The organism is Moraxella sp. K1664 (assembly GCF_039693965.1).
In the GTDB taxonomy this organism is placed as follows: Bacteria; Pseudomonadota; Gammaproteobacteria; order Pseudomonadales; family Moraxellaceae; genus Moraxella.
In genome coordinates this window covers 1833282-1855507 of the sequence record NZ_CP155576.1, presented here as the reverse complement: position 1 = coordinate 1855507, position 22226 = coordinate 1833282, and the positions used below count along the sequence as shown (strand labels likewise).

Annotated in this window: 22 protein-coding genes; 5 read left to right on the top strand and 17 right to left on the bottom strand. The window is 43.8% G+C overall.

Going from position 1 to position 22226, the window contains the following annotated elements; all coding sequences use genetic code 11:
* Positions 1–47: 47 nt before the first annotated feature.
* From AAHK14_RS09255 to purL, 13 genes are all read right to left on the bottom strand, one after another.
* The gene (locus tag AAHK14_RS09255) at positions 48–1052 is read right to left on the bottom strand and encodes a hypothetical protein (protein ID WP_065256546.1); all 1005 of its coding nucleotides are present in this window, start codon (positions 1050–1052) and stop codon (positions 48–50) included.
* Positions 1053–1058: 6 nt separating this feature from the next.
* Positions 1059–2834, bottom strand: coding sequence for an NADH-quinone oxidoreductase subunit C/D (nuoC, locus tag AAHK14_RS09250; RefSeq protein WP_227514751.1), 1776 nt, complete (start codon positions 2832–2834; stop codon positions 1059–1061).
* Positions 2835–3099: 265 nt separating this feature from the next.
* Positions 3100–3486 (bottom strand): type II toxin-antitoxin system death-on-curing family toxin, encoded by a 387-nt coding sequence (locus tag AAHK14_RS09245; RefSeq protein WP_065256547.1) that lies wholly within the window; start codon positions 3484–3486, stop codon positions 3100–3102.
* Positions 3486–3656: an acetyltransferase gene (locus AAHK14_RS09240; protein ID WP_065256548.1), complete on the bottom strand. Its 171-nt coding sequence runs from the start codon at positions 3654–3656 to the stop codon at positions 3486–3488. The genes AAHK14_RS09245 and AAHK14_RS09240 overlap by 1 nt, the downstream gene beginning before the upstream one ends.
* A gap of 78 nt (positions 3657–3734) precedes the next feature.
* Positions 3735–3929 carry a hypothetical protein gene (locus tag AAHK14_RS09235; protein ID WP_065256549.1) on the bottom strand — a complete coding sequence of 65 codons (195 nt, stop codon included), beginning with the start codon at positions 3927–3929 and terminating at the stop codon, positions 3735–3737.
* Positions 3930–3968: 39 nt separating this feature from the next.
* A complete protein-coding gene (locus tag AAHK14_RS09230; protein WP_065256550.1) occupies positions 3969–4442 on the bottom strand; it encodes a DUF4303 domain-containing protein in 474 nt (157 codons plus the stop codon).
* A 30-nt stretch (positions 4443–4472) separates the two neighbouring features.
* Positions 4473–4838 carry a gamma-glutamylcyclotransferase family protein gene (locus AAHK14_RS09225; RefSeq protein ID WP_065256551.1) on the bottom strand — a complete coding sequence of 122 codons (366 nt, stop codon included), beginning with the start codon at positions 4836–4838 and terminating at the stop codon, positions 4473–4475.
* 11 nt (positions 4839–4849) lie between these two features.
* Positions 4850–5230, bottom strand: a complete 381-nt coding sequence (locus tag AAHK14_RS09220; RefSeq protein WP_065256552.1) for a VOC family protein — start codon at positions 5228–5230, stop codon at positions 4850–4852.
* A 25-nt stretch (positions 5231–5255) separates the two neighbouring features.
* Positions 5256–5681 carry a hypothetical protein gene (locus AAHK14_RS09215; RefSeq protein WP_065256553.1) on the bottom strand — a complete coding sequence of 142 codons (426 nt, stop codon included), beginning with the start codon at positions 5679–5681 and terminating at the stop codon, positions 5256–5258.
* Positions 5682–5695: 14 nt separating this feature from the next.
* Positions 5696–6364 (bottom strand): NADH-quinone oxidoreductase subunit B, encoded by a 669-nt coding sequence (locus tag AAHK14_RS09210; protein ID WP_065256554.1) that lies wholly within the window; start codon positions 6362–6364, stop codon positions 5696–5698.
* A gap of 64 nt (positions 6365–6428) precedes the next feature.
* On the bottom strand, positions 6429–6812 hold the full coding sequence (locus tag AAHK14_RS09205) for a hypothetical protein (protein WP_197035915.1): 384 nt from the start codon (positions 6810–6812) through the stop codon (positions 6429–6431).
* 15 nt (positions 6813–6827) lie between these two features.
* Complete coding sequence (gene ndhC, locus AAHK14_RS09200) at positions 6828–7433, bottom strand: NADH-quinone oxidoreductase subunit A (protein WP_065256556.1); 606 nt, start codon at positions 7431–7433, stop codon at positions 6828–6830.
* 194 nt (positions 7434–7627) lie between these two features.
* Positions 7628–11551 (bottom strand): phosphoribosylformylglycinamidine synthase, encoded by a 3924-nt coding sequence (gene purL / locus AAHK14_RS09195; protein ID WP_172823632.1) that lies wholly within the window; start codon positions 11549–11551, stop codon positions 7628–7630.
* A 265-nt stretch (positions 11552–11816) separates the two neighbouring features.
* Here purL and AAHK14_RS09190 point away from each other — a divergent pair, with 265 nt between their 5' ends.
* The gene (locus tag AAHK14_RS09190) at positions 11817–12485 is read left to right on the top strand and encodes a FixH family protein (protein WP_065256557.1); all 669 of its coding nucleotides are present in this window, start codon (positions 11817–11819) and stop codon (positions 12483–12485) included.
* Between the two features lie 40 nt (positions 12486–12525).
* Positions 12526–13323, top strand: a complete 798-nt coding sequence (locus tag AAHK14_RS09185; RefSeq protein ID WP_065256558.1) for a TraX family protein — start codon at positions 12526–12528, stop codon at positions 13321–13323.
* Positions 13324–13416: 93 nt separating this feature from the next.
* Here AAHK14_RS09185 and AAHK14_RS09180 read toward each other — a convergent pair whose 3' ends face one another.
* Positions 13417–14616 (bottom strand): hemolysin family protein, encoded by a 1200-nt coding sequence (locus AAHK14_RS09180; RefSeq protein WP_083108207.1) that lies wholly within the window; start codon positions 14614–14616, stop codon positions 13417–13419.
* A gap of 238 nt (positions 14617–14854) precedes the next feature.
* On the opposite strand from AAHK14_RS09180, the gene yajC reads away from it, so the two are divergent.
* The 3 genes from yajC to secF all read left to right on the top strand — a co-directional run bounded on the left by yajC (position 14855) and on the right by secF (position 18578).
* Positions 14855–15172: a preprotein translocase subunit YajC gene (yajC, locus tag AAHK14_RS09175; protein ID WP_065256559.1), complete on the top strand. Its 318-nt coding sequence runs from the start codon at positions 14855–14857 to the stop codon at positions 15170–15172.
* 394 nt (positions 15173–15566) lie between these two features.
* Entirely contained in the window at positions 15567–17441 is a 1875-nt protein-coding gene (secD, locus tag AAHK14_RS09170; RefSeq protein WP_065256560.1) for a protein translocase subunit SecD, read from the top strand.
* A gap of 9 nt (positions 17442–17450) precedes the next feature.
* Positions 17451–18578, top strand: a complete 1128-nt coding sequence (gene secF, locus AAHK14_RS09165; RefSeq protein ID WP_065256561.1) for a protein translocase subunit SecF — start codon at positions 17451–17453, stop codon at positions 18576–18578.
* 79 nt (positions 18579–18657) lie between these two features.
* On the opposite strand, the gene cysG is transcribed toward secF, so the two are convergent.
* The 3 genes from cysG to AAHK14_RS09150 all read right to left on the bottom strand — a co-directional run bounded on the left by cysG (position 18658) and on the right by AAHK14_RS09150 (position 22073).
* Entirely contained in the window at positions 18658–20133 is a 1476-nt protein-coding gene (cysG, locus tag AAHK14_RS09160) for a siroheme synthase CysG (RefSeq protein ID WP_281133641.1), read from the bottom strand.
* 56 nt (positions 20134–20189) lie between these two features.
* Complete coding sequence (locus AAHK14_RS09155; protein WP_083108321.1) at positions 20190–21218, bottom strand: IS110 family transposase; 1029 nt, start codon at positions 21216–21218, stop codon at positions 20190–20192.
* Positions 21219–21401: 183 nt separating this feature from the next.
* Complete coding sequence (locus AAHK14_RS09150) at positions 21402–22073, bottom strand: phosphoadenosine phosphosulfate reductase family protein (protein WP_065256447.1); 672 nt, start codon at positions 22071–22073, stop codon at positions 21402–21404.
* Between the last annotated feature and the right edge of the window lie 153 nt (positions 22074–22226).

Genomic DNA, 22226 nt, shown 5'->3' with positions numbered 1-22226 from the left:
TTATTTCTCTTTTTAAGTTTAGGGTCGATTTTTACAATATCAATATTTTAGGTTGCTAACTGCATTTGGGATTGCTTTTCAATCTTATAGCCAAGTTTTGTAGCACACTCAATAAATCTATCAATATTTCCTACGCCCCATTGATTGCAAACAACAATCTTACTTGTATTATTTAAAGTAATAACATTATCTTTAAAATATCTCTCCGCCAATTTTGAATCATATTCTAAATCTGAATACAAAATTGCCGTTTCAAGTCTTGATTGCAATTCTTTGGGGAATTTATTTTGCAGATGAACAATGTCAATATTAGGGTTATTTTTACAGTAATCACTAACAACTGCCAAAACCAAGCGACCTTTACCAAAAATTCCACCGTTAAATTGATATTTGCTAAAATCTTTATTATTACGCTTGGTTTCTTGGTCTGAATGTTTCTTTTCTCTTAATTTCAATTGATATTCTTGGGCTTCTTTTACAGGAATGATAGTATCAATATCCCAAATACTCTCACTATTTAATTTATAAGGGTTAATTTTTATACATTTAATATCCAACCCTTGTTCATTTAGCCACAATACTGTATTTGTAATGTCTTTTGAAAAATCTTGATTAACCAAAATAATGCGAACATTATCGAAATCTAATTTTTGAGCATAATCTCCGCCCAAGAAATTATCAATTGCTTTTTCTGCTTGCTCATTATTACAATTGTGAAAATTACCATAAAATTCAACAATCTTATCAATACTAAACAATCTTACCATAGACGCATAGCGAATGGCTTGTAAATCCATATGAAAACCGTCATTATCTCTTTTTAATTCAATAACAACCAATTTTCCAAATTCATCTAACGCCAATAAATCTAAACGTTTTTTACTGTCTTCAAAAGGTGATAACTCTTCACCCACAATCAATAATTCTTCTCCTAAAATGCTAGGGTTGGATTTAATGATATTTTGAATGTCTTTTTCTAACATATTTCCTTCTTTAAAGGTGATTGGCTTCAACAATTCTGATTTATCACTTTCAATCAAAAAAATACTCATATGAACCTACCTATCACAATCCGCCATAACAATATCGATACTTGCCAAATAAATAATCGCATCGGATACCAAAGAGCCGTTAATCACAGACGGCATTTGTTGCAAATGGGCAAAGGTAGGCGTACGAATGCGAGTGCGATAGCTCATCGTTGAGTTGTCGGAAGTTACATAATAGCTGTTTAGCCCTTTTACGCCTTCTACCATACAGGCACTCTCCCCTGCTGGCATGACAGGTCCCCACGACACCGACACAAAGTGGTTGATGAGCGTTTCAATGTCTTGTAAGGTGCGGCCTTTTGGCGGTGGCACGGCAAGCGGGTGTTCGGCTTTATACGCTCCGCTTGGCATATTGTTTAGGCATTGCTCAATGATACGAAGTGATTGGCGAATCTCTTCAATTTTTACCAAACATCTATCATACGCATCACCGTTATAAAACACAGGAATTTCAAAGTCAAAATTCTCATAGCCTAGATACGGTCTCGCTTTACGCAAATCAAAATCAATGCCCGTGGCACGAAGTCCCGCCCCCGTTACGCCCCACGCTAGGGCTTGTTTGGCGTTGTATTGGGCGACATTTTGTGTACGTCCTTTTAGCACGGTGTTGGTCATCGTTGCCTTATAGTATTCATCAAGGCGTTTTGGCATCCAGTCCAAAAACTCACGCACCAATCGCTCCCAACCATTTGGCAAATCGTGAGCCGTACCGCCAATCCTAAACCACGCAGGGTGCATACGATAGCCCGTTACCGCTTCAATGACATCATACGCCTTTTGACGGTCGGCAAACATATAAAACACAGGGGTCATACCGCCAGCGTCTTGGATAAACGTCCCCCAATAAAGCAAGTTATTGGTAATCCTAAAAAACTCACTCATCATAATGCGAATGACGTTGGCACGCTCAGGGGTGGTAATGCCAGCGAGTTTCTCAACCGCCATGATATAGGGCAATTCATTCATCACACCGCCCAGATAGTCAATGCGGTCGGTATAAGGAATGAACGAATGCCACGTTTGGCGTTCTGCCATTTTTTCCGCCCCACGATGATGATAGCCAATATCGGGGATACAGTCCACAATCTCTTCGCCGTCAAGCTGTAACACCAAACGGAACGCCCCGTGAGCGGACGGGTGGTTAGGACCGATATTTAGGAACATAAAATCTTCATCACGCCCCGAGCGTTTCATGCCCCACTCTTCGGGGATAAAACGTAAGTTTTCTTGTTCAAACTCTTGTTTGGCAGTGTTCAAAAAATACGGCGTAAATTCGGTCGCCCGAGCGTGGTATTCTTTACGCAGTGGGTGTCCTTCCCAGTATTTGGGGAGCAAAATCCGTGTCAGGTGCGGGTGTCCGTCAAACACCACGCCAAACATATCCCACACTTCACGCTCATACCAGTTGGCATTGGGATAAATCTTGGTCGCAGACGGGATATGCTCGCCCTCAGCTAGGGCAACCTTAATGCGAATGTCCGAGTTTCGCTCCAAACTCATCAGATGATAAAACACCGTAAAATCGCTAGGCGGTAAGCCGTGGCGGTGCTTACGAAGTCTTTCATCAATGGCGGATAAATCCACAAGCATAACAAAGGGCTTGGGCAGTGTCCGCAAAAACATCAGCACATCAAGCACCGCCCCTTTATCTACCCAAACGGTCGGAATGCCGTCTGCCGTTTCTTGGACGACAAGATTTGTAAACTTAGCGTTTAGCTCGTTTAAAATGTCAAAATCGTGAATGTGGTTAATGCTCATAATTTCCAACTTATTTTTGGCTTGCAACTGCTTGCTGTTTGGGTTTGGGCGGTTGCCCAATTTGTATTTTTGGGGATTTACTCGCCCAATGTTAATTTATCACACTTTTGATAAATCCGTAGGGGCAAATTATATTTGCCCTGTCATAAAGTTTTGACTTTTGGGCGACTGATTTACCCCTATACGCCTACTTTTAAATCTGTCTTTATTGAATAATGCCACAATATGACTTGGTGCATATGACATACCGTTTTAATACAATTTTTATATTAAATAACTTGTTAAATTAAAATCAACTCTTTAAATATTGATAATACAAAATATCCGCAAATTCACTTTCAGATAATTCACCAATCACCAAATCACGCATAGCGTCCGCCATTAAAATATGGTCTATTGTGATTTCATAATCATTAAGCGATAAATACTCCAAGGCAACCGCCAACCCTGTACGCTTATTGGCATCAGATAAGGCATGAGCCATTGCAATACTACTGGCATATTTACTGGCAATTTCAAAAACATCATTTAAGCCTTCGTACAAAATCGCATTATCAATCCGAGATAACGCTCCTTGCAATTTGCCAATATCCGCTTGTCCTTTCATGCCTTTTTCGGTAGAAAGAATATAGGTGTTAATTTCAATAACTCGCTCAAATGGAAAACAAATAATATCCATTACATATCTGCCAAGCGTTTAAAGGTTTCTTTATGTGTCCTAAGCACAAGTTTGGTTTCGGATTTGATGATTTGTTGCCCTTGTTCGCCTGTTAAATCCAGTTTTTTGGTTGCAGGGATTTTGGGGCGATTGGTTTTGATAATGCCGTATTTTGCAAGTTTGTCGCTCATAAAATCGTCCTTTGGGTGCAAGGTGTATACAATACACCATTACTGCTGTTTGTTTGTTAAATGGTGCGTAATTACACCCTAATTTCTGTTCTCTTGACAAGAACGTGTTAATTTAACGTTTAGCGTATTTAATATTAAATTAAAAAAATACCAATAAAATAAAATACAAAATTGCCTAAACCGCTCAATTTCCTTATCCGCCAAATACTCGCCTTGCTCAAAAAATGAATTATCCCAAATGGTATTGATGTCAATATGATTAAATTGGCTCATTTTTACCCCTGTTAAATTTATTAAAATTTAAACCTTTAATCAATATCCAGTATGATATTTTTGATAACATTCGGCAATCTCATCGCCATTTAATGTTTTTACAATATCATGCAATTTTTTATCAAATGCAAAGTCTGTAATATGGACAAACATACAAATACGTTTATCATCATGAACCGCTTGCAATGCATTAAGACAAACTTCTAAAAATTCATTTTTCTCAATATGATTATCATAATCTTCTAAAAAACTCTTAACATTTTTTATATTGATATTAAAAGCATTTCTATGAAAACATTCATTTTGCCATTCTGAGGTATTCCAATAATCTTCATCGGCAATTTTTTCATTTTTTAAGTCATCAAAAAATTCATCGGCATTAACCGCAATCAAAAACGTTTCAAAACTCTCATCAGTTACAATGGCAAATGATGATAGGTTTGGATAATTTTGTTTGGCAAGCTCATAATAAAAAGCAACCGCTTGATAAATGTCGTCTTGAATGACTTTCATCATCTTATCCTTATTAGCCATTTTTAAATATCAAACTTGCCTAAACCGTTTAATATCCTTATCCGCCAACGCATAGACATAAGCGGTTACGCTCTCGCCTGTTTGTAAATATGCCGTAATAATAACACGGTCATAACCCACCCCTTCAAAATCATCAAGCCTGTCCCAATGGTCTGCAAGCTCATCGGACGTAAAAATAAAGCCTTGCACCTTTTGTCCGTCATCGGCAGGGATAAGGGCAGGATAACCCAAAGACGCCCCAAAGCCATTTGGCAAAAGCTCACCAAAGGCATAAGCAGATACCCATTCACCACCTGCAATTGGTGTCATGATATGGTGATTGGGGCGGTTTGGGGCAAGCGTACCATATACAAAAAGTGCGTTTGGGGTGTGCATGATTTTTCCAATTATTGATAACTGCTAATTTCAATCAAATTACCGTCAGGGTCATTGACATAAATGGACTGCATCGCCCCGACCGCCCCTGTGCGTGGCACAATACCGTCAATGATAGTGATGTTGTGGGCGTTTAAATGACTCATCACGTCATCAAGTGGCGTATCCGTCAATAAGCACAAATCGCCACTGCCACAGACGGCATGGGTTGCATTTGGTTTAATCTCTTGCCCTTTTTGGTGTAGGTTGATTTTTTGTACACCAAACTGCAAGGCTTTACGATTGTCGCCAAAAGTAATCTCGGTCATACCAAGCACACCCACATAAAAATCCAGTGTTTTTTGAATATCGGCAACGGTCAAAACCAAATGGTCAAGGGCGGTGATGTTCATATTTTTTCCTAAAATTGCCTGCAATTTAATAAGCCATTAAACCCAAACTTTTAGCCAATTCTAATAAAGTTGGTCTGTCAGATTTTTTAACCACCCAAATATTAATATCATCACTGCCACTTTCCAAACCTAGTAAGCTGTATTCGGTTTGGTTTTCTAAATGATTAATAACAACATTAATATCGCCTTGCACTTCTTCATCATCAATAAAAAATTGTTGATTGATACGCTTACCAATATAATCACACAAATCTTCACTATAAAAACGCCAATCATCCCAATGATTATCAAAGCTCCCTTCTATTAATTCAAACAACTCATAAAATTCATCATACTCATTTTCTGCATAAGTATTTTGAATGTCATTTAATTTTTCATCGCTTAATTGATAGCAATAATTTAGCAATTTTAAAAATTCAGTGAATTTTTCTGGGTTTTTTGGCAAACTCATTATTCAACCCCTATTTATTCCACATTATCAGGACTTCTTAAATTCTTAACCGCAATCCTTTCCGCATTTTTTCTATCCCGTTCAGGGGTCATAATCGGCTGATAGATATTTTGGTCAAGATGAATGCCAAGCGGACGGCGTTCCTCTTGGATTGAGTTTTGTAGGAGCATTAACGCCTGAATGAGTGCCTCGGGGCGTGGCGGACAACCAGGGATATACACGTCCACAGGCAGGATTTTGTCCACGCCCTGCACCACCGAATAAATGTCATACATACCGCCCGAGTTGGCACACGCCCCCATAGAGATGACCCATTTGGGTTCTAGCATTTGCTCATACAATCGCAGAATCACGGGTGCCATTTTGACAAAACACGTCCCTGCCACAATCATCACGTCCGCCTGACGGGGGGATGCACGGATAACCTCCGCCCCAAAGCGTGATAAATCGTGTACGCCCGTCAAGGTCGTGGCGTATTCCACATAGCAACAGCTTGTGCCGAAGTTAAACGGCCACAGCGAATTTTTTCGCCCCCAGTTGGCAAGGTTGTGCGTCAAATCCGACAATTTACCCATAAAGACGTTTTTGTCAATCTCGGCTTGGGTGATGTCGTCAATCACTTGGCGAGTTTGGTGTGGGTATTGGTCGGCGGATTCGTTGGCACGAGTGAACGTATATTTCATAATCGTAACTGCTTGTTTTTAAAACTGGCGTTTAAGAATTTTGTCTTTTAAACTATTAAAATTTTTAACAATTTAAAAGACTGTTTATATGTACAATAACTAAATTTTTGGGTGAGACTTCAAAATTACTTTCTGTTATTGTTTGATTAAAAAAGCTCACCACTTTATCGTGATTGATATGGTGATTTTGGGACAAAATCTCTTCAATATCATCAAGAATAAAGGCGATGTTTTTTAGTTTTTCATCTTGAAATCCATTGGCGTAATGGATACTTTTCATTTTGGGTGTTGATTTGGTGTTTGGAAAAGCAAGATTGAGCTGTTGCTTAATTTGCACAAAAAACAACATCAAGTCATTACCCATTATTTTGGGTAATTCTTGATTTAGAATTTGTTTTTTATATAAATATTGTGCTAATTCATTGGCTTTTTGCTTAATATCATCCACGGTCAAATTCCAAACTTAATCAAACTTCTGCGTGGTAACACGTCCTGTCTCATTGATATGGTCAATGTTTGCCATATCCTGTTTGTCCTTTTCAAGTACCGCTTGCAAGTCTTTACGCCCTGCAAAAATCCGTCCCGATGACTGGGCAGGTACCTTGCCTGTGGGGTCTGAGTGTAGCTCATCAATGCCATTAAAGGCGGTAATGCTCGCCAAATCAAAGTCGGCAGGACGCTCATAGATACGCTTTTTCTTGGCACGTTTATCAGCAGGAGCCCAGTTCATCGCCTCAAGTTTCATCTCATAGACAAGCCCCACAAACAAAATGGCGATAAAGACAAAAGCGGTCGCAAACCCCACCCAGCCCACTTCACGCACGCTTACCGAATAGGCGTACAGATACAAGGCTTCTAAGTCAAAAATCACAAAGAAAATCGCCACAAGGTAAAATTTGGCAGACAAGCGAATGCGAGCCGTCCCTGCTGAGACCACCCCCGCTTCAAAGTTTTCTTGTTTTTGAGAACCGCTTGACCGCCCACCAAGCAAACGTGGCACGACAAGCATAAAGACGACAAGCCCTAGACTGGCAAGTAAATAGACAATGGCTGACCATTCGGCTGGCATAAATCACCCCATGTGATTTTATGAAAGTAGATTATAATAAGGTATCCGCTAATCCTGACAGATTAACCTTACAATTATAGCATATTTTGTAAAATTATTTAAATAAAAAATAACCACGTCAAGTCATTGGATAAATTTGACGTTTTCACAAAAAAAACACCGCCAACATGACGATGTTTTTTTGGTTTGGGTTGTTATCGTAAAAACGCACGGGCATTACGGAACAGTCGCATCCATGCCCCATCTTTGTCCCACTCGTTAGGTTTCCATGAGTGATTGACCGCACGCAGTGTCCGCTCTGGGTGTGGCATCATGAGCGTTACCCGTCCATCATTACTACAAACACCTGTAATGCCTTGCGGTGAGCCGTTGGGATTTAAAGGATAATGCTCAGTGGGTCGCCCTTGACTGTCCACATAGCGTAGGGCGATTTGACCACTGTTTTCTAGCTCAAAAATTGCCTTATCATCAAGGTTGGCAAAGCCCTCTCCATGTGCCACCGCAATCGGCAAAATACTGTCTTGCATGCCTTTTAATAACACAGATTTGGTGCGTTCTACACGCACATTGACGGTGCGAGCCTCGAACCGTGCCGATACGTTGGTGCTAAACCGTGGGAAATGCTCTGCCCCGACCATCAAGCCTTTGAGTTGACTCATCATCTGGCAGCCGTTACACACGCCCAATGCAAAGGTTTCGGGGCGATGGAAAAATCTGGCGAACATCATCGACAGCTCTTCGTGGTGCAACACACTGCTTGCCCAGCCCGAGCCTGCCCCTAGCACATCGCCATAACTAAATCCACCGCACGCCACCAGTCCATCCACATCACGCAAATCGACACGTCCACTCATCAGGTCGCTCATGTGCACATCCAGTGCATCAAAGCCTGCCAACTTAAAGCCGGCTGCCATTTCCAAATGACCATTCACGCCTTGTTCACGCAAGATGGCAACTTTGGGGAAACTGGTGCGAGCATTGACATATGGGGCTTCTACAGCTTGATTTAGGTCGTAATTTGCCTGTGCAATCAGTCCGTGATGGTCGATGTCGTTGATGAGTGCAAACTCTTGGTCGGCACAGATAGGATTATCACGCAAGCGAGCGATGGCGTGGCTGACTTTTGTCCACTCATTTTGCAAATCGCTACGCATAAACTCTAAGTCCATACTGGCTGTCTGTATGCTTAGAATGTCTTGGTCGGCACCACCTGCTGGGGTTTCAAAGACTTGTCCGATTTCACTTACCAGCTCTGACACGCCCATGCTGTGAGCCAACTCTTCAAAATCAAAGGCATACTCAGGTAGCACCTGCACCACCGCCCCCAACTCTTCGGCAAACAGTTGTCCTAAGACATTATCATCGTCAAGAGATAGGTTAATGGCGACACGGGCAGTGAACTGCATCTCCGCCACAGTGGCAATCAGACCACCATCAGAGATGTCATGGTAGGCACTGATAAAGCCTTGGTTATTGGCACTTTGGATAAACTCAAAAAAACGTCGCAAATCATCGGCATTGTCCACATCAGGACAATCATCGCCAAGCTGACCTAGTGTTTGGGCAAGGATAGAGCCGCCCAAACGGTATTGACCTTTGGACAAGTCAATACGATACAGACGGCTGTCAATATTGATAAGCTCAGGCGTTAGTGTCTTATTGATGTCTTGGACAGGGGCGAAACCTGTGATAATAAGACTCATGGGCGACACCACCGCTTTGTCCATGCCATCATCTTGCCAACCGGCACGCATGGATAAGCTATCCTTACCCACAGGAATGGCAATGCCCAAGGCAGGGCATAGCTCTTCGCCCACCGCATGCACCGCATCATATAACGCCACATCTTCACCATCATCACCGCATGCCGCCATCCAGTTGGCAGATAGGGTGATGTCTGATATCTTGGCGATATTGGCACTGGCTAAGTTGGTTACCGCCTCGCCCACTGCTAGGCGTGCTGACGCTTTGGGACTAATGAGTGCCACAGGCGTACGCTCGCCCATCGCCATCGCCTCGCCGGTATCAGCAAGCAGTCCTGTCATCGTCACCGCACAGTCTGCCACAGGCACTTGATAACGTCCCACATACTGCTCACGTACCACCATGCCCGTGATAGAACGGTCGCCAATACTAATCAAAAATGATTTGCTTGCCACGGTCGGGTGTCTTAGCACATCTCGAACAGCACTGGCAATGTCTAGCTCATCGACATTTAGTGCTATTAGCTGAGTATTTTGGCGACGTACCGAACGCTTCATCTTAGGCGTGCCACCGAGTAGCACTTGCATGGGCATGTCCACCGGCTGCTCTGGCAGTAGCTCGTCATTGACTCTAAGCTGACGCACATCGGTTGCCACGCCCAGTACCGCAAAAGGACAACGCTCACGCTCACAAATTTGAGTAAATAACTCCTCGTCCTTAGGGTCAATGGCTAGCACATAGCGTTCTTGGGCTTCGTTTGACCAAATTGCCATCGGCGACATGCCACGCTCTAACGATGGCACTTTTCTAAGCTCTAACACCGCCCCAAGCTCATGGTCATCCACCAGCTCTGGCATGGCGTTAGATAGCCCGCCTGCCCCCACGTCATGAATGGAGACAATGGGGTTATGCTCTGCCCCCATCGCCCAGCAGGTGTCAATCACCTCTTGGCAACGACGCTCCATCTCGGCATTATCACGCTGTACACTGGCAAAGTCTAGCCCTTCATCTAGGCTACCGCTATCCACCGAGCTTGCCGCCCCACCGCCTAGCCCGATTTGCATGGCAGGACCCCCAAGCACGATGAGCAAATCGCCCTGCTTGATGGTATTTTTTTGCACCAAATCACGTTTGATATTACCATAACCACCGGCAATCATAATCGGCTTATGATAGCCACGCATTTGACTGCCGTCCTGCATGGCACTGGTGTCAAGCTGAAAACTTCTAAAATACCCCGTTAGGTTAGGACGACCAAACTCGTTACTAAACGCCGCACTGCCTAGCGGAGCGTGAGTCATGATTTCAAGAGCGGACGCCATACGTTCTGGCTTGCCGTATGCTTTGGTACCAGCCTCCCATTTTTCGGGCATCTCTGGCAGGTGCAAATGCGACACGCTAAATCCTGCCAAGCCTGCCTTTGGCTTACCGCCACGCCCTGTTGCCCCTTCATCTCGTATCTCACCGCCCGAGCCTGTCGCCGCCCCTGCATAAGGAGCGATGGCGGTGGGATGGTTATGGGTTTCTACTTTCATCAAGATATCAACAGGCTCTTCATGAAAGCCGTATTCATGCACGCCATCGCTATTTTTATTGACATAAAACCGTTCAGCGGTAAAACCCTCCATGACTGCCGCATTGTCTTTATAAGCCGACAAAATCCCCTCAGGGGAAGTCTCATGGGTGTTTTTAATCATTTTAAATAATGATTTGTCTTGTTTTTTACCATCAATTGTCCATTCGGCATTAAAAATCTTATGACGGCAATGTTCGCTATTAGCTTGGGCGAACATCATCAGCTCCACATCAGTGGGGTTACGAGCTAAGATATTAAAATGCTTGACCAAATAATCCATGTCCTCGTCAGACAGGGCAAAGCCAAACTCACGATTTGCCTGCACCAATGCCGAACGCCCCTGCCCCATGATGTCAATGTGCGTGAGACTTGCAGGTTTGTCATCACCAAACAGAGCTTTGACCGCTGACAACTCATAGCTTAGGCTTTGGGTCATGCGGTCGTGCAGGATATTTTGGGCGACCTGTGGCAGTTTGCGTGGTAGCTCGCCATCGCCTGTTAAGGTAAACAACACCACACGCTCGACACGCTCAATGTCCACCCCACAGTTTCTAAAAATATCAGTCGCTTTGGATGCCCACGGGCTAATCGTACCAAAACGTGGCGACACCACCACTTGACGCTCGCCCTCACCTGCCGTATCTTCATCAACCTCCAAGCCGTCATTTAAGAGACTCAACGCTTTTTGGCGTGCATCAGCCGTCAGATAACTGGGAAAAACATAAATCTGCTGTGATTTGATGGCACGAATGGGTAAATTGGCTTTGGTATTTAGCTCTTTGATGAGAGCGTCTGTCTGAAACTGGGTTAAAAACGGCTTTCCAGCGATGGTCATCATGATGGTCGTTCCCCACAATTTGATGAATAAGATGAAATGACAAACAATATAAAAGAAACAAGCAATTATCAGCACGCTATTTTAACAGATTTTACCCCAGTTATGCCAATGCTTTGCTGATATTTTTAAAAATTGTTACAAATGTTCAAATGCCCCGAATTTAAGATGTTACTTTGACTCTCATTGTATCCCGCTTTACCGTGGAAAATTTTGGCTTTTTGGGTAAAAAATGCTAGAATAAGCCAAATTTTATCCTTATGTCATCATGTCAGCGACCACCCCAACCCCCAATACCCCCCAAGCCACTGCCAGCACCAATGCCAATGTTTGGTACAAAAACTACATGGTCATTGTGTTCGTCATCGGACTGCCACTCATCGTAGTCATTGGCTGCATTTTCTTTATCGTACACGCCTTTAAAATCAAAGACTCGCCCGTGCGTGATGACTGGTACATGGACGGCAAAAGCCTCTACCAAGACGCCTCCAAAGATAAGCTCGCCCATGATTTAGGCTTATCAGGCATCATGCGATTAGACGGCACGCCCGATGATTGTGCAGTACGGTTTGAATTAAAATCCGCCCAAAGCATGAGTTATCCTGCCACACTCAATGTCAAGGTCTCACACGCCACTGACAAAGCCAAAGACCGTGATTTTGTGCTGACTTACCAAAGTGATAATCTCTACACTGGCACACTCACGCTTGACCCCCTACCCGCCAAATACTATCTTAACATCACCAATGATGACGACAGCACCACCGAGATAGAAGCTGGCTCATGGCGACTGACCCATAGCCAAAAACTGCCCGCCCAAAACGTGGCATTTTTGCCTTTGACCGCCTTTGATAACGAACGTCAAGCCCTACCCGACCAACGGAACAAACGCCACCAACAACACGCCCCTGACACGGTACCGCCATTGGCACAATAATTATTGGACGATAACCCATCAATCAGCCCAAAAGCCTAAAATGACCAGCATAAGCCGTCAAACCCATCAGCCATTGACCGCTTTTCATGTCAAATGGCTTGCCATGCTACTCATGACCGCCGACCATGTGGCGTGGCGATTTCTGGAGTATGATACGCATTCATCAGAGATACTACACTTTTTGGGGCGGGCGGTAGCTCCGCTCATGTGCTACTTGCTCGTGGTCGGGTTTTATCATACGCATGACGTCAAGGGCTATGCCAAGCGGTTGGGGCTGTTTGCCCTTATCTCACAACCACCCTTTTGGCTGTTTAATATTGGCATTAGCGATGCTGTGTTACTATCTCAAAACTTCATTGAAAATCAGGGACAAACCGACTGGGCTGTGATGACACGTCTCATGCGTGGTAATGTGCTGTTTTCGCTGTTTTTATCACTCATTGCTTTGATGATTCGGCACCATAAGGTTTTTAATATTTGGGAAAAGGCAATCCTTATCGCCCTACTCTATCCTATCATCAGCCTATGTGATTATGGCTTTGCCATGATTTATATGACGCTACTGTTTGATTATTTTTATAAAAATCAGCCTAACTACCTTATCATCGCTTATCTCTTATCCTTGCCTGTCATCTATGTACTCATCTACGGCTTTAACACCACCGTAGGGCTTGGCTATATGCACTTTGGCATGATACTCACCGCCCTTATCATCTATGGCTTTAATGGACGAAAGGGGTCTGACTTTGGCGGTCGCTACTTGTTTTATTGGTTTTATCCTGTGCATTTATTGGTGATTGCGATGGCGGAATATTTTCTTTTGGATTATGTTAAATAAATTATTAGCATCAAAAAAACACAACCCAAAGATTGTGTTTTTAATTTATAAATTTTAAAAGAATAAAATGGCACACCTTGCCATTAACCACATTTAGCCTTTATTATCATTTGGCACATTATCCACATTTTCATCATCGGCAACGGTCGTGCCTAGCCTACTCATGCGTCTATCCATGAGCTGACGGGCAAGGGCTTGCATGTCATCAACACGGTCAATCTCATCAACAATTTCAAGCCCGAGCAAGGTTTCAAGCACATCTTCTAAACTCACAATACCTTTAACTTCACCAAACTCGCCCACGACAAGGGCGATGTGCAGTCGCTCTTTTAACATCAAATCTAACACATCAAACAACTTCATCTTGGCAAAGACAAAAGTAATGTCTCGCTTAAAATGCTTAATGGGCGTGTGAATCTCTTGGTTGGCTTTGGCAATAAGTAGGTCGCTTTTTAGGACAAAACCTGTGGCATTATCCAGGTCTTCATCAAAAATGGGAAAACGAGAAAATGGCAATTTAGGGTGCGTGGCGAACACATCACCCACCGTCATATTCTCATCAAAGGCAATCATCACCGAGCGTGGCGTAACGATACTCTCCACATGAATCATGCTCAGAGCCAACGAGTTTTTGATAATACGTGTCTCCAACTCACTCATCTGCCCTGAGACTTCGCCCTGATTGGCAAGGGCGATGAACTCATGACGGTTAAACCCACTCTCGTTATTACCCTGAGTGAGCAAGCGAGAGACTTTCTCGGCAATCCACACGATGGGAAACAGCAAAATACTAATGCCCTTGACATAGTACGCCACAGGCACAGCAAAACGTCGCCAATAAGTCGCCCCTAGCGTCTTTGGGATAATCTCACTGCCCATGAGTACCGCAAGCGTCATCACGCCACTAAACACCCCAAACCACGCACTACCAAACACAATCGTCGCCTGCGAACCTGCCCCAAGCGAGCCTAAGGTGTTGGCGATGGTGTTGAGCGTGAGAATTGATGAGATGGATTTTTCGATGTTTTTAACTTTGACTTCATTGAGTAAGTCGGCAGTTTTGGGGTTGTCATCTCTTAGCGTGTCGATATAGCTTGGGGTCATTGTCAAAAGGGTCGCTTCTGAAATAGAACAAATAAAGGAAACAATCAGCGACAACGCCACATAAAAGATAAGCAAGATAACATTGGTGCTACTTGCCTGCCCCACGCTCTCGCCTGCTGTGGCAAAGGCAATGATGGGCGTGATGGCTAATAAAGAGATGGCAATAAGGAAAAATCGCGGTCGGGGCATATAAAGAGTGAGTGACTTAAATTAATCGCTAATATTAAGCTAAAATGATGACAACTGCAAGTATTTTAGGATAAAGTGGACAATTTTATGATGATGAACGTGGTTAGGGTTGGGAGCAGAACGGTATTTTTTGGGAAATTTATAAAATTTTTCAAAGACTTATGTAAAATTTTATAAAATGCGTTTGTTTTATGGTATGATATGCGTTATTTTTCGTTTTGGAAATTTAGGAACACTCATGCTACTTTCTATTTTGGCGACCACCGCCCCGGCTCAACCCAATGCTTTTTTGCAATTATTACCGATGATTGCCATTTTTGCCATTTTCTATTTTCTCATCATTCGCCCCCAGTCCAAGCGTGCCAAAGAACACCGTGCCATGGTCAATGCGTTGGCAGTGGATAATGAAGTGGTGTTTGCTGGCGGTCTGGTCGGTCGCGTCAAAAAAGTTGATGGCGACTATGCGGTCATCGCCCTAAACAACAACACCGATGTCAAAATCCAACGTGCGTCCGTGATTAGCGTATTGCCCAAAGGCACGATTGAAAATATCTAAATTCGGTATTGTTAGGGCGTGCCTGCCTTTGGTATTTGCCATGAGAAATGAGAAAAATCGCACGTTTTTCAAGGAAAAGTCCGCAGTTGATATTGAAATATCAACAAGGATTTTGACTTCGAGCCACAAGATTTAGACATTTTTCATGCAAAAATGAATCAAAATGTTAAAATTTCACCATATTTTATAAAAATGTTATCAACGGTAGGCACGCCCTAAGCATGCATTTTAAATAAATGCATTGGGCAAAAGGATAAGCCTTATTTTAACAAGACCAAACAATGATTTAACACTTAAATTATTGTCAATTATTAAAGGGTTTGGTTTGTGCAGTTTTTAAATGATTTAATTAATAAGCCAAACCCACATCATCAACCTTTGTAAAGAAGTCCTTATGCATTACCCTGCTTGGAAATACATACTCATCGCTGTGGTGCTGGTCGTCTCTGGCATTTACGCCCTACCCAATCTCTACCCTGATGAACCTGCGGTACAAATCACAGGTGCCAGTGCTGGTACTGAACTGACATCTGACGTGTTGGTGCAGTCACAGGCTCTGCTTGATAAGGCAGGTTTGGCACATCATGATGGTAGCTTTGCCAATAACAGTGCCTTGATTCGCCTAAATACCGCCGAAGACCAGCTCAAAGCCCAAGAGACCTTACGCCAAAACCTAGGCGAGAACTACGTTGTGGCACTAAACCTTGCCCAGACCACGCCCGAATGGCTAAAAAACATCGGGGCAAAGCCGATGAAACTGGGTCTGGACTTGCGTGGGGGCGTGCGGTTCGTCCTAGAAGTGGACATGGATAAAGCGTTAGAGCAACGCCTAACGGTTGCCACCCAAGACGTGCGTCGCAATCTGCGTACCGCCAAAATCGCCGTCAAAAGCCTAAGAACCACCAAAGATGGCATGGTACTGACCTTTAATAGCGACGATGAACGCAACCAAGCCCAAAGTGCCCTGCAAGGGAACATGATGGACTTCACGCTAAGACCCCTTGCCAGTAATGACGGGGCGGTGCTAGAACTCACTTATACCGAACAAGCCCTAAACCAAATCAACGAGTATGCTGTCGGTCAGAACTTGACCACCTTGCGTAACCGTATCAATGAGCTGGGTGTGGCAGAAGCACTGGTACAGTCGCAAGGCACCAACCGTATCGTTGTAGAGCTACCTGGCGTGCAGGACACCGCCGAAGCCAAACGTGTACTGGGTCGTACGGCAAACTTAGAGTTTCGCATGGTCGCAGACGGTGCGGAGAGTTTCACAGGCGGTATCGCCCCTGCCGGCACCGAAGCCTTCCCTTTTGGTACGCTTGATGGTTCACCCGTCTTACTTGACCGCCAAACCATCGTGACAGGCGATAAAGTCCAAAACGCCCAAGCCGGTGTTGATGAAAATGGTCGCCCACAGGTATCTATTACCCTAGACACCGCAGGCGGTCGTCTCATGCAAAACGCCACCAGCACCAGCGTGGGCAAGCAAATGGCGGTGCTATTTATCGAAAACAAGCAACGCATCGGCTATGAGACCGACCCCGCCACAGGCGAGACTAAGGAAGTGCGTCAGCCTTATAGTGAGACTCGGGTCATCAACCGTGCCACCATTCAGGCGGTGTTGGGCTCATCCTTTGTCATTACAGGACTAGACAGTCCTGCCGAAGCTGGCGAGCTTGCCCTACTGCTTCGCTCTGGGGCATTGGCAGCACCGATGTACTTTGTCGAAGAGCGTACCATTGGTCCATCACTGGGTCAAGATAACATTGATAAAGGTCTTAGTGCATCCAAAATCGGCTATCTGCTCGTGTTCTTATGGATGATTGTGTTCTATCGTGCTTGTGGTGTGATTGCCAATATCGCCCTTGCCTTTAACATCATCACGCTGGCGGCGGTGATGTCCATCATCGGCTCATCGCTGACCCTGCCCGGTATCGCTGGGGTCGTGCTGACCATGGGTATGGCGGTGGACGCTAACGTGCTGATTTTTGAGCGGATTCGTGAGGAGCTTGCCAGTGGTGCCAAGCCCAAGTCCGCCATCGTTACGGGCTTTGACCGTGCATTTAGTTCCATCTTTGATGGTAACTTAACCACGCTACTGATTGCCTTTATCTTGTTTGCCATCGGTACAGGTCCTGTCAAGGGCTTTGCCATCACGCTTGCTGTCGGTATCATCACTTCCTTGTTTACCGCCATCATTGTCACTCGTGCCTTGATGCAAATCTGGTACGGCAATCGCAAAAATCTCACCAAAATTAGTATCGGCTAGGAGTAGAAGATGACAGACAATAACGACAATCTTAACACCACCGGTGAGACTCGCCGTCGTCGTGCTCCACGCCGTGACGGTAAGGGCAGTAACGCCGCTGCCAATGCCAGCCTTGACAATCAAGCCATCATCGCCCAAACCGATGAGTTTGCCGAAAAAGAAGGTGGGGTCAAACTACTGGGTAATAAACGCATTATCCCGTTTATGAAATTAGAGATCCCCATGGTGGTTCTCTCTGCCATCTTGGTGATTGCCAGTTTGGTTGCCATCACCACCAAGGGGCTAAATCTCGGACTGGACTTCACAGGCGGTATCTCTGCCGATGTGGCGTACAGTCAGCCTGTGGAGCAGGCACAAGTTGCCTCCGCTCTAGCTGACAAAGGCTTTAATGATGCGGTTGTGCAGTATCTTGGCACCCGTCAAGAGCTACTCATTCGCCTGCCACCCCAAGAGAACAAAGACCCTGAAGGTCTAAGCGACGCCCTAAGCGATGCCCTAAACCTACCTGCCAACCCTGCCAAAGTGGATAACGTCAACATCATCGGCAGTCAAGTGGGTAAAGAAGTCTATACACAGTCGCTCATGGCGTTAGGATTGGCACTTATTCTAATGATGGTGTACATCTCCATTCGCTTTCAATTCAAATTGGCAGTGGGAGCAACGCTCGCCCTGTTCCATGACGTGATTGTGGTGTGCGGACTTTTTGCCATCTTTGGTTGGCCGTTTGACTTGACCGTGCTTGCCTCTGTGTTGGCATTGATTGGTTATTCGGTGAACGACACCATCGTGGTCTATGACCGTATCCGTGAGAATTTTCGCCGTGTGCGTGGACTGCTGCCCCGTCAAGTCATTGACCTATCTCTGACTGAGACCTTACGCCGTACTTGCATGACCTCTGGTACGGTCTTTGTGGTTGTGCTTGCATTGCTGTTCTTAGGTGGTGAAGGTCTGTTTTGGTTTGCTCTGGCTCAGTTTATCGGCACCATTGCAGGGACGTATTCATCGGTCTATGTTGCCAGCTCCATTCCTTTGCGTATGGGCTTGTCTCGTGAAGACTTTGTGGTGCGTGTCAAACCTGAATTTGAAGAAGAAGTGGTGGTTTTTGCTGACCCCAAACTCCAAAACGCCCAAGATTGATTTAAAATTGACAAAACCGCTCAAATGATTTTGGGCGGTTTTGTTTTTGGGGCAAATAATTTAAATTTATACCCACAATCTAACCCCCACCCTCATAAACCCCCACCACATTCCCCACCACGATAATTGCAGGGGCAGGCAGATTGGCAACTGCTTGTTTTTGTACAATATTTGAAAGCAACCCTGTCAGTACCGCTTGATTTGGCAAACTGGCATTTGAGATAATCGCCATGGGCGTATCCGTGCTAAGTCCGCTTTTGGTCAGGTTCGCCACGACTTTGTCAATGGCATGAAGCCCCATATAAAACACGAGCGTCTCGTCCTTGTGATACACGCTTTTTAGACCGTCAAACTCGCTGTCCTGATAGCACGCCGTCAAAAACCGCACACTGGTCGCAAGCCCCCTATGCGTGAGCGGTATGCCCGCCCCGCTCGCCCCTGCAAGGCTTGCCGTAATCCCTGCCACGACTTGATATGGCACGCCCGCAGTACGGCACGCTAGCATCTCCTCGCCCCCACGCCCAAACACGAACGGGTCGCCCCCTTTTAGGCGTAGCACACGCTTGCCACACTTGGCATACTGCACGATAAGGGTGTTAATCTCATCTTGGGTTTTGGTGTGATGACTGCGTTTTTTGCCGACAAAAATCTTGTCGCTATCACGCCGACACAACTCCACAATGACAGGCGAGACAAGGGCATCGTACAGCACCACATCCGCCTGTTGCATAAGTCGCAACGCCTTAAAGGTCAATAAATCGGGGTCGCCTGCCCCTGCCCCCACGATATAGACTTCGCCTGTGTTTTTATTGTCATTTTTGATAAAATCATCTAATTCATCGGATAAATTTTTTATGGGTTTGTCATTTAAGGCATTGGTAAAAATCTTTTCCCAAAAATGCCGTCTTTGGTTGATTGTGCTTAATTTTTCTTTAACAGTATTTCTAAATTCGCCTGCTTTTTTGGCAATGTCGCCGATATTGCTTGGCAAACTGCTTTCTATTTTGGCACGGATAAGGCGAGCCAATACAGGGGCTTTACCATTTGATGAAATGCCAATGGTAATCGGGTCTCTATCCACAATCGCAGGGAAGATAAAATCGCATAACTCTGGCGTATCCACGACATTGATAAACAGCCCAATTTCTTTGGCGTTTTGATGAACGATTTTATTTAACTCATTATCATCGGTGGCACAAATTACCAATATGATATCATGCTCATTTTTTATGTCTATCAAATCCTGTTTTTCATAGGATTTTTGAATGATGATATGATTATGATGAATCAAAAATTCTTTAAAATCTTTATCAAAATTTTTGGCAAGCACAACCAACCTTGCCCCTGCATTGGTTAATAACGTGGCTTTTCTTTGGGCGACATCTCCGCCCCCAATGATGAGTACGGTTTTTTGATTTAGATTAAAAAATAAAGGCAAGGTATTCATATTGGCGTTTTGGCTGATTTGGTTAATGTTTAAAAAGAAAACCGTTCGTGGTGAGCCTGTCGAACCATAACGGTTTTCCGCCACCCGCAGGCATAGCTCAGATACCATGATACCCCACCTAAGTCAATGGTTTTTTAAGTATCTGGTATCTAGTATCTTACAAACTAACTTAAAGATACTTGTTGCTCAAAGGATGTTTGGGTTTTGATAACACCAAAACAGATATGTACCAATTTACGCATACAAGCACATAAGGCTTGCATTTTGGTTTTACCGTTTTGTTGTAATCGTTCATAAAATGCCTTAATGGTGCTATTATAACGAATGGCACTCATTGCAGACATATACAGCTTAGCACGCAAAGAGACTTGCCCTTGTTTGGACAGTTTGGTTGCTCCCTTAAAGACACCTGACTGTCTTTGTTTGGGTATTAAGCCTAAAAACGAAGCCATCTGTGAGGCTTTTTTAAATTGTTTGGTATGTATTAAGCATACCACTTCTTTGGCAATAACAGAACCAATGCCGTCAATGGTTTCAAGTAAGGTTTTGTCTTGCTTTAAACTTGGTTGTTTGTCAACAAAGTCATCAATGTCTTTGGTGAGTTTGGCAATTTCCTCTTGAAGGACACTGATGACTGTTTGCATGGATGCTTTAACCAAATCGGGCAGATTGGGTGATAAGAGCAACTCTTGTCGGTTTTGCTCTCGTTGCAAATCTTCTTTGAGTGCTTCTAAGCGAGCCAATAGAGCTTTTAGCTGTTTGGCTTCAATGCTAGGTGCTACCCAAACCTCAGGCTTGTGGCTATAACCATACCTTGATAAAATAATGCTGTCTTTTTTATCAGTTTTATGGATTACCCCCAAACTGTCTGCAAATTTGCGGACATAGTTAGGATTGACAATGCTTTGCTTGATATTATTATCATCAAGAAACTCACTTAGGTGTTCATGATAAACCCCTGTTGCTTCTAGGATGATGTGTAGCTCATCAAGATGATTGCTGACATTGGTTTTTAACCAAGCAAGCAGTAAATCAAAGCCTGCTTTGTTGTTGTTAAAAACCTTGGTTTTTACTTTATTTGTGCTTGGGTTTATAAATGCAACATCAAACTTTGCTTTGCTGATGTCTATGCCAATATAGTGTATCATCTGTCTCTTGCCTTGTTTATGCAGTGTCTGTTTTAATAAACGCACTTAGATACCATTCAGAGTTAAGATGACAAGCAAAGGACACCATCTGAGCACCAGTGTTAAGACACTAAGGGCGAACCCGTGTTCTCTTTGCTTGTATAACCCAACAACATTCTAGCAGATAATCTAGGTTTGGTGTTGGGTTGATACAAGGGCGAACGGAAAACCTTTTAAATATGACATTTTTTATAATTGCGTATGTAATCCGCATTCACGGTGTGCCAATGCCTTTGTTGGGTCAAAATAATCATCTTCGCCATAGTCTGCTATGGTGGGTAATCCATGATTGGCTTGATAGGTATTTAATTCATCTGCCGATAAATAAAACAACGGAGCGACTTTTAATACACCGTCTTTGGATAGACTTAATACGTCCAATGCCGTACGAAATTCGGTTTGGTCTTTACGAATGGCATTAAACCACACATCAGGATTTAACTCCGCCAATGCACGGCGAAACGGTTCTAATTTGACCTGTTCGGTAAATTCGGCATGATAGTCGCTATCCACATCAGGAATACCGTTTATGGTTACGTCCGCCAATGCCACATCACGAAAGGCACGAGTTTGGGCAGGGATATAAGTAACCACATTTAGATTTAATTCTTTAATGAGTTTTTGGGCGTGTTTATAAGTTTGCACGGTATTATATCCGCTATCCACAAATAGCACGGTAATATCAGGGCGAATGCTTGACACCAAATGCAAAATAGACGCTTCATAAGGGCGAAAATTGGTGGTAATAATGGGATTTTTGGCAATGGATAATGCCCATTTGACAATCTCTTGGGGCGTTTTACAAGTAAGTGATGAATTATATTCATCAAGGTTTTGTTCATTCACAATAGTTTTTGACATGATAAGCTCCAATTAACTAAGGTGGATATATCATAAAACGAAATTTTTTATTTGTAATCTTATAAAAATTACTATCGTTAATCGGTTTTGGCATATTAAATTTTTTATTTAATTTTTGAAATTTTTTAAATATAAAAAACCATAGGACAATAT